Source organism: Pseudarthrobacter sp. CCNWLW207 (assembly GCF_037203945.1).
GTDB lineage: Bacteria > Actinomycetota > Actinomycetes > Actinomycetales > Micrococcaceae > Arthrobacter.
In genome coordinates this window covers 138,526-152,678 of the sequence record NZ_JBBCBS010000007.1, presented here as the reverse complement: position 1 = coordinate 152,678, position 14,153 = coordinate 138,526, and the positions used below count along the sequence as shown (strand labels likewise).

Genomic DNA, 14,153 nt, shown 5'->3' with positions numbered 1-14,153 from the left:
CATTCAACTTTTGCTTGACCCTCGTCAAAAGTAGTTCTAGCTTTAGGGGAAAGCGTCTCGAGGTCAGGAGAACCCATGAACTATTCAATCCAGCTATACACCCTGCGCAATGCGATGCAGGAGGATCTGCCCGGCACGATCCGCAAGGTAGCGGAGATCGGCTTCACCCAGGTGGAGCCCTACAACTTTGTTGCCACCGCCAAGGAACTCGGGGTTGCGCTGACGGAAAACGGCCTGACCGCACCGTCCGGACACGCACCGCTGCTCAGCCAGGACCAGGACCAGATCTTCGCCGCCGCCAGGGAACTGGGTATCACCACCGTGATCGACCCGTTCATCGCGGCAGACCGCTGGCAATCCACGGAGGACATCCAGGCCACGGCCGCCCGGCTCAACGCCGCTGCCAAGAAGGGCGCCGAATACGGGATCCGCGTGGGCTACCACAATCACGCCTGGGAATTGGAGTCCACCATCGAGGGACGCACTGCCCTGGAGTACTTCGCAGATCTTCTGGACCCCGAGGTTGTCCTCGAGGTGGACACCTACTGGGTGGCCGTGGGCGGACAGGACCCCGTGGACATCCTGACCAAACTCGGTGACCGGGTAAAGCTCATCCACATCAAGGACGGCCCGCTGAACACCGACACCAAAGCCCAGTTGCCTGCGGGCAAGGGCAAGGTGGCTGTCCTCGACGTCGTCGCGGCCGCCAAGTCCCTCGAAGTCGGCGTGGTGGAGTTCGACGACTACTCCGGGGACATTTTCGAAGGCATCGCCGAAAGCCTCGCGTACCTTAAGGCAGCCGAAGGCGCCAAGGCATGAGCGGCGCAGCAGGCACGGACGCAGAAGCCACGGGCCGGGGTCCGGTGGGCGTTGCCGTCATCGGCGCGGGCAACATCTCCAAGGCCTACCTGGACAACCTCACGATCTTCCCGGACCTCAAGGTCCACGTCATCGCCGACCTCTTCGAGGAGGCCGCCGAAGCCCGCGCCAAGGAATACGGCATCGCCCAGTGGGGCGGCGTGGACGCGGCCCTGAACCATCCCGACGTCGAGATTATCGTGAACCTGACTATCCCCGCGGCCCACGTGGAGGTGGCCACGGCGGCTGTCAACGCCGGCAAGCACGTCTGGACCGAGAAGCCCTTCTCCCTGGACCGCGAATCCGGGCTGGGCCTGCTTAAGACCGCCGACGCCGCCGGCATTCGTCTGGGCTGCGCGCCGGACACGTTCCTGGGCGCTGGCCTGCAGACGGCCCGCCGGATCATCGAACGGGGCGACATCGGCGTCCCGCTTACCGCCATGACCACGTTCCAGACCCCTGGCCCGGAGTCGTGGCACCCCAATCCGGCGTTCCTCTTCCAGCACGGCGCCGGCCCGCTCTTCGACATGGGCCCCTACTACCTCACCGCCCTGGTCCAGACCTTCGGCTCCATACGGAAGGTCGCCGCCGTCGGGTCCAAGGCCAAGGACGTCCGCGTCATCGGCTCCGGACCCAAGGCCGGTGAGGAATTTACCGTCGAGGTACCTACGCACGTGTCCGCGATGGCCCAGTTCGAGTCAGGCGCCTCCTCCCACAGCGTCTTCTCGTTCGAATCGCCGCGCGCCCGGATGGGCTTCGTGGAGATCACCGGAACCGAGGCCACCCTCAGCCTGCCGGACCCCAACAATTTCGACGGCGACCTCAAGCTCTGGCGGGCCGGCGACGAGGAGTGGACCACCATTCCGGCCACCGGGCCTGCCAACGGCCGCGGCATGGGCGTCCTGGACATGGCCCGGTCCATCCGGGCCGGCGTGCCGCACCGCGCCACGGGAAATCTGGCCTACCACGTCCTGGACAGCATGGTCTCGATCTCCGAATCCATGGAAACCGGCACGTTCGTGGACGTCGCCAGTTCCGCGCCCGCTTCCCCGGCCCTCCCCGAGGACTGGGCCCCCGAAACCGCCACTCTCCAGGACGCATGATCATGACCCCAGCAACGAACAACCAGCGCCCGCTCGGGGTTGCCATGATTGGCTATGCCTTTATGGGCAAGGCCCACTCAAATGCGTGGCGGAATGTGGCCAGCTTCTTCGATGTGCCGGCCTTTGAGCAGAAGCTCCTGGTGGGCCGGGACACCGCCGGCGTCCGCGAAGCCGCCGCAAAGTACGGCTGGGCGGAGACTGCCACGGACTGGCGCGCTGTCCTGGATCGGGACGACATCCACATCGTGGATATCTGCGCGCCGGGGTGGATGCACGCCGAAATCGCTACCGCCGCCCTCGCAGCGGGCAAGCATGTGCTCCTGGAAAAGCCGCTGGCCAACACCCTGGCCGAGGCCGAAGCTATGACCCAAGCCGCCCAGGCGGCAAGGGCGAAGGGCGTGCAGTCGATGGTGGGGTTCAACTACCGCCGCGTCCCGGCCCTGGCCCTGGCCCGGGAACTCATCGCCGAAGGCCGCGTCGGGGCCGTCCGGCACGTCCGCGCAGCCTATCTGCAGGACTGGCTCGCGGACGAAACAGCGCCCATGACCTGGCGCCTGACCAAGGAAACCGCCGGGTCCGGGGCCCTGGGCGACATCGCCTCACACGCGATCGACCAGGTCCTGTTCCTCCTCGAGGACAAGGTCACCGAGGTCTCCGGCCGCACGCACACGTTCACCACCCGCCGCCCCGGCGCGGCAGGACTGGAGGAGGTCACGGTCGACGACGCCGCCTGGGCCACCCTGTCCCTCGCCTCCGGCGCGATCGCCTCAGTGGAAGCCTCCCGGGTGGCCACCGGCCGGAAGAACTCCCTGCAACTGGAAATCTACGGCGATCAGGGCTCCATCCTCTTCGACCTGGAAAACCTGAACGAACTCCGCTTCCTCGACGCCACCGCACCGGCGCGCGAACAGGGCTACCGCCGGATCCTGGTCAGCGAACCCGACCACCCGTATCTGGACGCGTGGTGGCCGCAGGGCCACATCATCGGCTGGGAGCACACGTTCACGCACGAGATCCGCGACTTCCTCCTCGCGGTGGACGGCGGGACCCCACCCACGCCGTCGTTCGAAGACGGCTTGGAAGTCCAGCGGATCCTGAACGCCATCGAAGAATCCGCCGCCGCAAAAAGCACCACGATTTACCTCGACACCAGCACCCCCGTCGCCGTCCCTGAAGGAGCCTGACATGCCCCGCCCCTACACCCTGTTCACCGGCCAGTGGGCCGACCTCCCCTTCGAGGAAGTCGCCAAGCTCGCTTCCGGCTGGGGATACGACGGCCTGGAAATCGCCGTGTCCGGGGACCACCTGGATGCCTGGCGCTGGGACGAACCCGGCTATGTCGAGTCCAAACTCGCCGTCCTGGAAAAGTACAACCTCAAGGTCTGGGCCATCTCCAACCACCTCAAGGGCCAGGCCGTCTGCGATGACCCCATCGACTTCCGTCACGAAGCCATCGTGGGATCCAAGGTCTGGGGCGACGGCGACCCCGAAGGTGTCCGCCAACGCGCCGCGGAGGAAATGAAGCACACCGCCCGGCTAGCGAAGGCACTGGGCGTGGATACCGTCGTCGGCTTTACCGGCTCATCCATCTGGCAGTACGTGGCCATGTTCCCGCCCGTCCCGGAAAAGGTCATCGACGCCGGCTACCAGGACTTCGCGGACCGTTGGAACCCCATCCTGGACGTCTTTGACGAATGCGGCGTCCGTTTCGCGCACGAAGTCCACCCCTCCGAAATCGCTTACGACTACTGGACCACCGTCCGCACCCTCGAAGCGATCGGCCACCGGCCCGCGTTCGGCCTGAACTGGGACCCCTCCCACATGATGTGGCAGGGCATCGACCCCGTCTCGTTCATCTGGGACTTCAAGGACCGGATCTACCACGTGGACTGCAAGGACACTAAGCTCCGCCCCACGGGCCGTAACACCGTCATGGGCTCCCACCTGGCCTGGGGCGACCCGCGCCGGGGCTGGGACTTCGTCTCCGCCGGCCGCGGCGACGTACCCTGGGAAGCCTCCTTCCGCGCCCTCACCGCCATCGGCTACACCGGGCCCATCTCCGTTGAATGGGAAGACGCCGGCATGGACCGCCTCCACGGCGCCCCCGAAGCCCTCGCCGCGCTGAAGAAATTCGACTTCCCGGCGTCGAGCACCTCCTTCGACGCCGCCTTCAAGCAGTAGGCAAATAGAATCCCTGCATGAGCCCCACCATTCGAAAAGCAACAGCGGACGACGCCGGCAGGCTCGCCGCGCTGGCGGCCGTCACCTTCCCGCTGGCGTGCCCGCCGTCGTCGTCCCCGGAGGACATTGCCACACACGTGGCCAACACACTGAGCGAAAGCCACTTCCAGGCGTACCTCACCGACCCTGACGTCACCGTGCTGGTGATCGACGACGACGGGTCCCTCCGCGGCTACAGCCTGCTGGTGAATGGACAGGCCCAGGATCCGGATGTGGTGGCAGCCTTGACGCTGGCACCGTCGGTGGAGTTGAGCAAGTGCTACGTCCATCCGGAGCACCACGGACTCGGCGCCGCGGCGGAACTGATGCACGCCAGCCTTCAGGCTGCCGCGGCGGCAGGAGGGGCAGGGGTATGGCTTGGCGTCAACAGCCAGAACGCACGGGCAATCCGTTTCTACGAGAAGTCGGGCTTCCGGAAGGTCGGCTCCAAGTCATTCAGGCTGGGGACCACGGTGGAACACGACTTTGTGCTGGAACGCGCCGTCCCATAGAAACGGAGGATCGGCAGTATCCAGCGTTGTGGGCCCTCGGAAGCTACCACTATAGGGGCAGAGTCAGGGCGGTGCGGCAGGATGCCGCACCGCCCTATCTATCGTGTGATGGCGGTCAGAGGCGTTCGATGCTCTCGCCGCGCAGGCGGTTGCGGGTGTCGAAGACCGGCACACCGCTCGCCTCGAGAACCTCGTAGTCGACGTCGTCGTGGTCGGTGATGAGCACGACGACGTCGTATGCGTGGAAATCGACGGCCGCGGCGGCGACCCTCTCGACCGTGCGAGGCCAGTGATGCTCCTCGACGTGCGAGTCGACGGCATGCACGACTGAGGACTGGTCCTGCAGCAGTTCGATGAGCGGAAGCGCCGGGGACTCGCGGATGTCGCCGGTGTTCTTCTTGTAGGCGAGCCCGAGGAGGAGAACGCGAGCGCCGTTGAGCGCGCTGCCCTCTTCGTTCAGGCGGCGGCTCACACGCTGGAGCACGTACTCGGGCATGTGGTCGTTCACGTCGTTGGCGAGCTCCACGAACCGGAAGCTCTTGCCCAGCTTGCGACGCACCTGCCACGACAGGTAGCTCGGGTCGACCGGCAGGCAGTGGCCACCGACCCCCGGACCGGGCGTGAACTTCATGAAGCCGAACGGCTTGGTCGCTGCGGCGTCGATCGACTCCCACACGTTCACACCCAGGGCGTGAGCGAAGACCGCGAGCTCGTTGACGAGCGCGATGTTCACGTGACGGAAGGTGTTTTCGAGGAGCTTGGCCATCTCGGCCTCCTTCGGAGAACTCACCGGTACGATCGTGTCGACGATCGCGGAGTAGAACTCCGACACCTTCGCCAGCGACTCCTCGTCGATGCCCGAGACGATCTTCGGGGTCTCCTGCAGGCCCCAGGTCGGGTTGCCCGGGTCGATCCGCTCCGGGCTGTAGCCGGCGAAGAAGTCCGCGCCCGCGGTCAGGCCGGAGCCCTCCTCGAGCAGCGGGATGAGCAGCTCCTGCGTGGTGCCCGGATAAGTCGTGGACTCGAGGACCACAAGCGCTCCGCGTGTCAGCTGCGGCGCGAGAGATACCGCGGCGCTCTCGATGAACGAGAGATCCGGGAGCGTCTCGCGAAGCGGCGTCGGCACCGAGATCACGGCGACATCGAAGCCGGCGGCGTCCGCGTAGTCGGATGACACGCGGTAGCGCCCGGAGTCGAGGGCAGCGCGCAGCACGTCATCGGAGATGTCATCGACGTGCGAGCTTCCGGCTCCGAGGCTGTCGATGCGGCGCGGATCGAGGTCGAGCCCCACGACATCATGACCGATGGCGACCGACCGCATCGCGACCGGCAGGCCGACGTACCCCTGCCCGATGACGACGACTTTCTTTGCCTCTCGGCGGTTCTCCTCAGTCATCTTTCTTCCCCTTTATCGTTTGAACCAGATTCCCTTCACCGGCGAGCCGGAGGTCAAGGCCTGCGCGAGGCTGCGCGCGTGTAGTCCCCGTTCGCGGTACGCGGCGAGTATGCGGGTCGCGAGGGCGCTTCGGTCCACCGCCGGTGGCGAATCGCTGCGCCCGCCGTCGGCGATTCCCGCATATGAATCGTGTGACAGCAGGATCGCCCCGGGTTCGGCGCCGCGGAGCGCGCGGGCGACTCGCTGTTCCGTCGTCGCCTCGCGAGAGTCCCATGCCGTGGGCCCCCAGAGCACGGGTTCGAGGCCTGTCGCCTTGATCGCCCGGAAGCTGGTGAGAGACTGCAGTCCATACGGCGGGCGGTACCACCGCACCGCTGCGCCGGAGATGTCCTCGAGCTCGGCCTTCGCCGACGCGGTCCGGTCGCGGACTTCGCGATAGCCGAGGCGCGAGATCGGCCGGTGGTCGGGCCCGTGCAACGCCACTTCATGCCCGCTGGCGAGGATCTCGGAGATCAGCGACCGATGCTCGCGAGCCCTCGTCATCAGCACGAAGAAGGTCGCCGACGCGGATTCATCACGGAGAACCTCGAGAACGCGCTCGGTCTCGACAGGATCCGGGCCGTCATCGTAGGTGAGCACGAACTCGGGAAGGCTCGTCCGTACGCGCACGATCGACCCGAGGGGGCCGCCATGGCTGCGAAGCCATCTCCGTGCGCCTGCCGGAACGAATCGGCTCATGCCGGCGTACCCGGCCGGGAATACGCCGAGTACGTCTGACCGACGCTCGCCGAGATCATGCCTGCTCCTCGGTATGCGAGCCGCAGGCCCTTGGCATCGTGGCGGATCGACCGGGTCGCACGCCCGAACAGGTGCCGCGCGTACCCTGCGACGACGCGAGCGGCTCCGCCCGCGATCCCCTTGGCCCGGATCAGCAGACGGCGTGCGGGTCTCGACTCCAACCGCAGCTGCACGAGGACCGAGACGTTGCCGTGGCTGAACGACCTCTTCAGCGCCCAGGGTCGAGTCTGACGTTCGGGCTCGACGGTGTCTTCTGCGACGGACTCGTTGCACCATACGAGGCGCGCGCCCGTCTTCTTCAAACCCATGCTGAACAGGGTGTCGGAGCCGCCGCCCAGCCCGATCCGCTGGTCGAAGCGCACTCCGCTGCTGCGGACCTGGTTCAGGTCCAGGAGCAGATTTCCGGTCGCTGCGACGCCGATCTCGGTGCCGGTCGGGCGTTGCGGGCGACGGAAGAGACCGCTCTCGAGCACCCAGGGGTCGGCGTCGGGGTCGAAGAGCGACACCACGCGACCCATCACGGCGGCCGGCCGACCGGAGTTCGACCATGTGACCAGAAGCGACGAGATCCAGCCTTCGAGCGGAACCTCGTCGTCGTCGATGAACGACAGGAGGTCGACATCGGCCGATTCGTCGAGAGCGCGATTGCGAACCGCGGGGATGCCGGGTGTCGCCTCGGCTACATAGCGGGTGGCCACGCCGGCGTATTCGTCTGCGACGACTGAGCGAGCCGACTCGGCGGGATCGTTGTCGATGACAAGGATCGACACGGCCCCCGCCTGTCGGGCGTCGATGAGCGGCGCGAGCTGCTCTCCCACGAGCTGCAAGGTCTGGACCAGACGCTCGGGGCGCTTGAAAGTCGGAATGGCGACGACGAGTGATACATCGTCACTCTTCCGCGATTGCGCCGTACGGTCGTGTGCTGCCTGCATGTGGTTCTCCCTCGGAGCCGACGCGCGTGAATCAGTTGTGTACGGTGAACCGGACGGACGGTGATCGTCGATCGACGGCACACAGAATCACGTGACCGCAGGGCGCATGTGTCGCTGCTGCCGCGGGTGCGCCAGAAATCACTGACATCCCCAAACTCCTTCCAGCCATGCCGTCCCCACGGTCATGACTGTGGATCAGCTTACACATTTCCTCCGCCGTCGCCACCCGTCGATGCCTGTCGGGCGCGAATGACCTTCGCCGGACTCCCTGCGGCGATGCTGAAGTCGGCGAACAGCTAGTCCCCTGGCCGGCCGCCCAGTCGATCATCGAGGGGTGGGCGGGGTTCCTTCAGCAGCTTCAGCCCTGGTGGAAGGCCTTCGATGCTGCCCTCGCGTCCGTGCGAGCTGATGGTCACCCGGGAATGTCCCAGCAGGACGTTCTCGGCCCGGAAGTCTCCGATGTCCTCCGGGAGGATCGGGGCCAGATGGACCACGTTGCGCGTGAAGTCCGGGTCGAAGCGCAGCAGTATCCGGGCCAGCTGGATGGGTGTTGCCGCCGCCCAGGCCTGCGGGGAGCAGGCTGTGGGATACGGCACCGGGCCGTGGAACTCGGACCGGTCGAAGCCGCAGAACAGTTCGGGCAGTTGCCCGTCGAAATGTTCTGCCGCGTCCAGGATCCCACTGGCGATCCGTTTGGCTTCGTCAACGAAGCCGTACCGCATCAGGCCAGTGGCCACGAGGGCCGTGTCATGTGGCCAGACTGAGCCGTTGTGATAGCTCACCGGGTTGTAGGCACCCATGTCGGTAGCCAGTGTCCGGATCCCCCAGCCCGTGAACATTTTGGGCGACATCAGATGGTCCACCACCGACGGCGCTTTATCCTCATCCACTATGCCCACCCATAAGCAGTGGCCCATGTTCGATGTGCATGCGTCGACCGGGTTCTTGTCCTTGTCCAGCGCAACGGCGAAATATCCCCGGTCCGGCAGCCAGAACTTCTCGTTGAACGCTTCCTTCAATGCGGCTGCACGCTCTGCCCAGTGCTGCTCCAGGGCGCTGTCCCCGTCTGAGCGCGCCAGCAGGGACCGGGCAACATACGCGGAATAGACGTAGGCCTGGACCTCGCACAAGGCAATCGGAGGCTCCGCCATTTGTCCGTTGGCGAAGTTGATCCCGTCCCAGGAGTCCTTCCAGCCCTGGTTGACGAGGCCATGGGTGTTGGGCCTCAAGTACTCCACAAAGCCGTCGCCGTCGAGGTCCCCGTACTGTTCAATCCATTCAAGTGCGCGGTCCGCGTGGGGGATCAGCGAATCGATGATGTCATCCGACAGTCCCCAGCGGCTCAGCTCCCCCAGCAAGCTGACAAAGAGTGGTGTGGCATCCGCGGTGCCGTAGTAGGCGGTTCCACCCAGTGACAGGCCGGCAGTGACGCCCAACCTCACTTCGTGCGGAATGCGGCCCGGCTGCTCCTCCGAATCGGTATCCACTTTGGTTCCCTGGATGGTTGCCAGGGTCTGCAGGGTTCCGGCCGCCAGAGTGGGGTCCACCAGGAGGGACATATATGAAGACAGCAGCGAATCCCGCCCGAACAGGGCCATGAACCACGGCGCACCTGCCGCTACTGCTGCACGTTCCGGGTGTTCGGCGTCGAAAATGCGCAACGACCCCAGATCGCTTTGGCTGCGGCGCAGGGTTTCCTCAACGTTGCCATTCGCCACGTCGATGCGCGGTGCGTTCTCCTCCCACGCCAGATGTCGCTGGACACCCGTGCGGTGGCGGGGCAAGCCGCCTTCAGTGAAGGGCTCGCTGGGAGCCACACCGTTGATCAGCGGTACCACGATGACGCTCGTGGACCACTTGCCGCGCGCGGGAATGGTGGCCCGGAACCGCAGCATGCCGTCTGAGATCTCAGCCCCGGCCGCGCGGATCGCTGTGCCGCGGCGCTGTCCGTTGCGGACCGCCTCGATCACCAGCTCACTGCCCTTCACGCTCCGGGTCATGGTGGCGTCCTTGGTGGACCGTCCGCCTTTGACGTCAAAAAGATCCGCTTGGTCTGCGTCCACCAGGAGTTCGATGTCGCAGTCGACCGGTTCCGCGGAATAGTTCTCAAGGGTGATGTCGTCCTGGAGTCCGGGCCCGATGTGCCTTTCCTGCCGCACCACGAGCGGACTGTCGTACCGGCCATCGGGCCACTTGGCACGGCCCACGAAGGTAGCTTCGTAAGCGTCGGGCCGCTGCGCCACCAAAGGCTCCCGCAGCGCACCGTTGATGCGGAGGATCCACCGGGACACCACACGCGTGTCCTGGTAGAACGCACCGTTTGTTCCGCCGTCGGGGCTGATATCGCCGCTATGGGAAGAAATGCAAAAGGACGATCCCTCCACCACCGTTACGGTGTCGGCACCACCTACGTCCGCCTCCGTGTCCGCATTCCATGCAGTCATGGACGCACTCCTCCCTTAAGGCCTCAGCGTTGGTAATGGGCTCGTTTCCTGCGCCCGAATCATGGATGACCGTATTCGATTCTGGTGCATTTGGGTGCCTTCGGGAACCCCCGCGGCCTGAGGCTCTTCGAGCAGTTTTGCGTAGAGGTCCAGATGGTTGGCCACCATCCTTTCAGTGCTAAAGAGCTGCAGCGCCCGCTCCCTGCAATGCGACCTGTCCAGCGATGCGGAGAGGGGAATGAAGCGGTGCAATTCCTCGGTCCGCCCCAGGTAGCCGGTCTTTCCGTGGTCCACGATCTCAGGCGCGGATCCGACCTGTGTTCCCACCACGGGGGTTCCAGTCGAAAGGGACTCGATCATCACCAGCCCGAAGGGCTCGGACCATTGGATGGGATTCAGGAATGCTATCGCTTCACCCATAAGCCGATACTTCTCGGCGTCCCCGAGCTCGCCAAGGAACTCCTCGTTCGTGTCCAAAAGCGGCTCGATGACTGAACGGAAATACCCGATCTCGTCAGGCTCATGCATCTTGGCTGCGATGCGAAGGGGGATGCCTGCCTTGCGTGCGATGTGGATTGCTTCAAGCAAGCCCTTGTCCGGGCATACCCTGCCGACAAAGCAGACGTAGCCGCCTTTCCCCGACCCGGCCGGGACGCCGGCGACGTCCATTCCATGATGAATGACCCGGGTCACCGGTACATCAGGGACATGGGAGGTCTGGTCCCGTGAGATTCCAATGATGGCCGTATCCAGAGCCATGGCCCGGTACAAATCAGCCGACGCCGGGATCAGCGGGCCGTGAATGGTGGTCACCACGGGGACCCCGGCGGGCCTACGGCCTACCAGCGGCCCGGCCAAGGTGTGGTCATGGATGATGTCCACGCCGTCCATGCCGTCATACGCCCGGATGACATGGCTGAGTTCGGAGAGTGTAGAGCCGAGTCCACCCCGCTCAGAAGGCCTCATGCCTGGTACCAAAGGCGCCGGACAAGTACTGTCCGCCGCCGCGGCCAGCAGGACGTCGTGCCCCGCCGCGATGAATCCCCTGGCCAAGGAGTCGACAACCCGTTCTATGCCCCCGTAGCCAACGGGGGGAATGGGAATCCAAGGTGCTGCAATAAGTCCTATTCGCATGCTGTGGCCTCCGCGAGGATGGCAGGCCAGGTCCCCCCGCACCGGCAACTGGGTGTGTTCCGAAAGGCTTCTGCTTAACCTGTTGTTCCGACTATCGCCCCGCAGGGCTGCACATTTCAAGACCTCGGTGTGATAAATCCGACAGCGCCTGCGGGGAATGGCCGCGGGACGGGCAGGGTTGTGGCAAGCATGAAGATTGAGATCTGGTCAGACGTTGCGTGCCCGTGGTGCTACATCGGCAAACGCCGATTCGAGGCCGCCCTGGCCGATTTCCCACACCGCGATGCCGTGGAGGTGAAGTGGCGCAGCTACCAGCTGGATCCTACGCTTCCGGAACACTATGACGGCACGGAACTGGACTACCTGAGCACGCGCAAGGGCCTGGCCCCGCAGCAGGTCTCCCAGATGTTCGAACACGTTGCCACCCAGGCCAAAGGCGAAGGCCTGGACTATCGCTTCGACAAGGTAGTGGTGGCCAACAGCTTCACCGCCCACCGCATGATCCACCTTGCGGCTGCGCACGGAAAACAGGATGCGGCCAAGGAGCGGCTCCTCAGCGACCACTTCGAGCATGGCAAGGACATCGGCAGCCAGGAATACCTCATGGCCTTGGGCCAAGACCTGGGACTGGACTCCACCGAGGTGGCTGAACTGTTTTCCACCGACAAGTACGCCGATGACGTCCGCTTCGACTTCGAGGAAGCGCGTGCCCTCGGCATCACCGGTGTCCCGTTCTTCGTCATTGACCGCAAGTTCGGGCTCTCGGGCGCCCAGCCGTCCGAAACGTTCACCGCGGCATTGAACCAGGCCTGGCAGGAGACCCACCCGCTGGTGCTCGTCAATGCTGCCGACGGCGAAGCCTGCGGACCGGACGGCTGCGCGGTCTGATATGCGCGGTCTGATCTAGCTGCGGGTCAGTACGGCATACGCGCGTTTTACTGACACATCGCGGTAAAGTGTCTGCATGCCCAGGATTTCGGCGGCCAGCAATGCCGCGCAACGCGCAGAGACCCAGCGCCGTGTCCTCACGGCATTCGGCGAGCTGCTGTTTACCCACGGCCTCCCCGGCCTGACCATGACGGACGTTGCCCGGCACGCCGGCGTGGGCCGGACGGCTGTCTATAACTACTACGCCGACATCGAAGAACTCCTCATCTCCTACGCCCTGGACGAGACCGAACGGTTCCTTACCGAACTCAGGGAGTCACTAAACAGGCTGGACAACCCGGTGGAGCGGCTGGCACTGTACGTGCGTGCACAGGTGGAGGACCTCAGCCGCCGCCATCTCCCCCCGGGACCGGCGATGGCTGCGGTGTTGTCGCCGTCGTCCTTTGCCAAACTGGCGGACCACGTGGGCGAGCTCAGCGTCCTGCTCCAGGGCATCCTGCGTGACGGTATGGAGCAGGGTTACCTGCCGGTCGCAGACATCGCACAGCAGGCGCAACTGATCCACGGAACGCTCTCGTCCAGCGCGGCACGGGGAAGTGACGAGCCCGCGGAACTTGAGGCGCGCATTGCCCGCACGGTGCGGTTCATCCAGCTCGGCGCCGGGGCAAGGTTCGACGACGGCGGCAGGCCGGTGCGCGTCAGGCCCCTTCCTGCGGTGGCCAGCTGAGCCTGACCCCACAAAATGCCGCTGAACCGCTCAGGGCGTGGCGCCGGCCGTCGGGATGACTGGCCATTTGTCGTCGTCCGCGATCCGCCTGCTTTCCCGCGGGCAGCTCAGCCGGCCAGGAGTCTGGTCTACGAGCTCGGGCGCTGCGAGGGCCTCATAGTCCCCGGCCAGGATCACGTCCACGCTGGCGTCCGTCCGCCCGTCCTGGAAGTAGTCCGAGCCCGGCAGGTTGCGCTGGACACTGAAGGCAGCGGACTGCCCCGCCGCCCCTGACACCACTGCGGCCACTCCGCGGTACCCGGCGTCGGTATTGGCCACGGCACCCACTATGAACTTCCGGGCAAGGAATTCGTCCGCGACGGTTCTGGCCAGGCCCGGCCGGCTGGTGGAGTTGTAGACGTTGAGGTTGATCTGGTCGTTGGGGGTGTAGTCGAAGGTAGCCGCGGGACAGACTGTTGCCGGTTCGTCGCTGGCCTCCGTCGTCGGAAACCTGATCTGCCCATTGACGATGGCCAGGGCGATGATGATCGCGGCGACGATCATCCCCAACAGCAGGACCAGCACCACCCCATGCACTACGCGGCGGCGCAACCGGACGGGGTCCTCGGGTTCGCCCGCCGCTTCGAACGTGGCCCGCAGCTCGGGGCCGGTAACTACGTGGTGGCCGTGCAGGACGCTGGCGTCCTTGGGTTTCCTAGCCATCGATGACCAGCACGCGGGCGTGGATTGCGGTGCGCTGGTGCAGGGCAGTGCGGACCGCGCGGTGCAGTCCGTCCTCCAGGTACAACGTCCCCTTGTACTGCACCACGTGGGGGAAAAGGTCGCCGAAGAATGTGGAGTCCTCGGCCAGGAGAGCCTCCAGGTCCAGCGTCCGCTTGGTGGTCACCAGCTCGTCGAGGCGCACCGGGCGTGGCGGGAGCGAGGCCCATTCCTTGGGCGTGTTGAAACCATGGTCGGGGTAAGGGCGTCCCTCGCCCACAGCTTTGAATATCACCATGCCACCCTAGGCACCTTGGCAGCACAAGAGAAGTGCCTTGCCCGCGCCATTCCAAGGTTGTAGCCAAACAGTAACCATGTGTCACATGCGGAACACTTCAGCGGCCGTCGCGGGCCCGGCCGGCCCGCCTGACACAATGGAGGC

Annotated in this window: 14 protein-coding genes; 7 read left to right on the top strand and 7 right to left on the bottom strand. The window is 65.3% G+C overall.

Translation table 11 applies throughout. The annotated features are described in order from the left end of the window. Positions 1–75: 75 nt before the first annotated feature. The 5 genes from V9L17_RS14060 to V9L17_RS14040 are packed head-to-tail and all read left to right on the top strand — an operon-like array spanning position 76 to position 4,693. Complete coding sequence (locus V9L17_RS14060; protein WP_337351871.1) at positions 76–819, top strand: sugar phosphate isomerase/epimerase family protein; 744 nt, start codon at positions 76–78, stop codon at positions 817–819. Beyond that, the gene (locus V9L17_RS14055; protein WP_337351870.1) at positions 816–1,961 is read left to right on the top strand and encodes a Gfo/Idh/MocA family protein; all 1,146 of its coding nucleotides are present in this window, start codon (positions 816–818) and stop codon (positions 1,959–1,961) included. The genes V9L17_RS14060 and V9L17_RS14055 overlap by 4 nt, the downstream gene beginning before the upstream one ends. Beyond that, a complete protein-coding gene (locus tag V9L17_RS14050) occupies positions 1,958–3,145 on the top strand; it encodes a Gfo/Idh/MocA family protein (protein ID WP_337351869.1) in 1,188 nt (395 codons plus the stop codon). Before V9L17_RS14055 ends, V9L17_RS14050 begins: the two co-directional genes overlap by 4 nt. Position 3,146: 1 nt before the next feature. Further along, positions 3,147–4,142 carry a sugar phosphate isomerase/epimerase family protein gene (locus V9L17_RS14045; protein WP_337346943.1) on the top strand — a complete coding sequence of 332 codons (996 nt, stop codon included), beginning with the start codon at positions 3,147–3,149 and terminating at the stop codon, positions 4,140–4,142. 17 nt (positions 4,143–4,159) lie between these two features. Next, a complete protein-coding gene (locus V9L17_RS14040; protein WP_337346944.1) occupies positions 4,160–4,693 on the top strand; it encodes a GNAT family N-acetyltransferase in 534 nt (177 codons plus the stop codon). 115 nt (positions 4,694–4,808) lie between these two features. On the opposite strand, the gene V9L17_RS14035 is transcribed toward V9L17_RS14040, so the two are convergent. The 5 genes from V9L17_RS14035 to V9L17_RS14015 form a co-directional block, all read right to left on the bottom strand. Beyond that, positions 4,809–6,089 (bottom strand): nucleotide sugar dehydrogenase, encoded by a 1,281-nt coding sequence (locus tag V9L17_RS14035; RefSeq protein WP_337351868.1) that lies wholly within the window; start codon positions 6,087–6,089, stop codon positions 4,809–4,811. 12 nt (positions 6,090–6,101) lie between these two features. Further along, positions 6,102–6,728, bottom strand: coding sequence for a polysaccharide deacetylase family protein (locus tag V9L17_RS14030; protein WP_337351867.1), 627 nt, complete (start codon positions 6,726–6,728; stop codon positions 6,102–6,104). A 95-nt stretch (positions 6,729–6,823) separates the two neighbouring features. Beyond that, complete coding sequence (locus tag V9L17_RS14025; RefSeq protein ID WP_337351866.1) at positions 6,824–7,819, bottom strand: glycosyltransferase family 2 protein; 996 nt, start codon at positions 7,817–7,819, stop codon at positions 6,824–6,826. A 296-nt stretch (positions 7,820–8,115) separates the two neighbouring features. After that, a complete protein-coding gene (locus V9L17_RS14020; protein ID WP_337351865.1) occupies positions 8,116–10,263 on the bottom strand; it encodes an amylo-alpha-1,6-glucosidase in 2,148 nt (715 codons plus the stop codon). 15 nt (positions 10,264–10,278) lie between these two features. Then, the gene (locus tag V9L17_RS14015) at positions 10,279–11,397 is read right to left on the bottom strand and encodes a glycosyltransferase family 4 protein (protein ID WP_337351864.1); all 1,119 of its coding nucleotides are present in this window, start codon (positions 11,395–11,397) and stop codon (positions 10,279–10,281) included. A 189-nt stretch (positions 11,398–11,586) separates the two neighbouring features. Here V9L17_RS14015 and V9L17_RS14010 point away from each other — a divergent pair, with 189 nt between their 5' ends. Both V9L17_RS14010 and V9L17_RS14005 read left to right on the top strand, forming a co-directional pair. Further along, complete coding sequence (locus tag V9L17_RS14010; RefSeq protein WP_337351863.1) at positions 11,587–12,285, top strand: DsbA family oxidoreductase; 699 nt, start codon at positions 11,587–11,589, stop codon at positions 12,283–12,285. A gap of 76 nt (positions 12,286–12,361) precedes the next feature. Continuing rightward, positions 12,362–13,012, top strand: coding sequence for a TetR/AcrR family transcriptional regulator (locus tag V9L17_RS14005; RefSeq protein ID WP_337351862.1), 651 nt, complete (start codon positions 12,362–12,364; stop codon positions 13,010–13,012). A gap of 30 nt (positions 13,013–13,042) precedes the next feature. On the opposite strand, the gene V9L17_RS14000 is transcribed toward V9L17_RS14005, so the two are convergent. Both V9L17_RS14000 and V9L17_RS13995 read right to left on the bottom strand, forming a co-directional pair. Next, positions 13,043–13,714 carry a LytR C-terminal domain-containing protein gene (locus V9L17_RS14000; RefSeq protein WP_337351861.1) on the bottom strand — a complete coding sequence of 224 codons (672 nt, stop codon included), beginning with the start codon at positions 13,712–13,714 and terminating at the stop codon, positions 13,043–13,045. Next, positions 13,707–14,006: a type II toxin-antitoxin system VapB family antitoxin gene (locus V9L17_RS13995; protein ID WP_337347119.1), complete on the bottom strand. Its 300-nt coding sequence runs from the start codon at positions 14,004–14,006 to the stop codon at positions 13,707–13,709. The genes V9L17_RS14000 and V9L17_RS13995 overlap by 8 nt, the downstream gene beginning before the upstream one ends. Positions 14,007–14,153 lie beyond the last annotated feature (147 nt).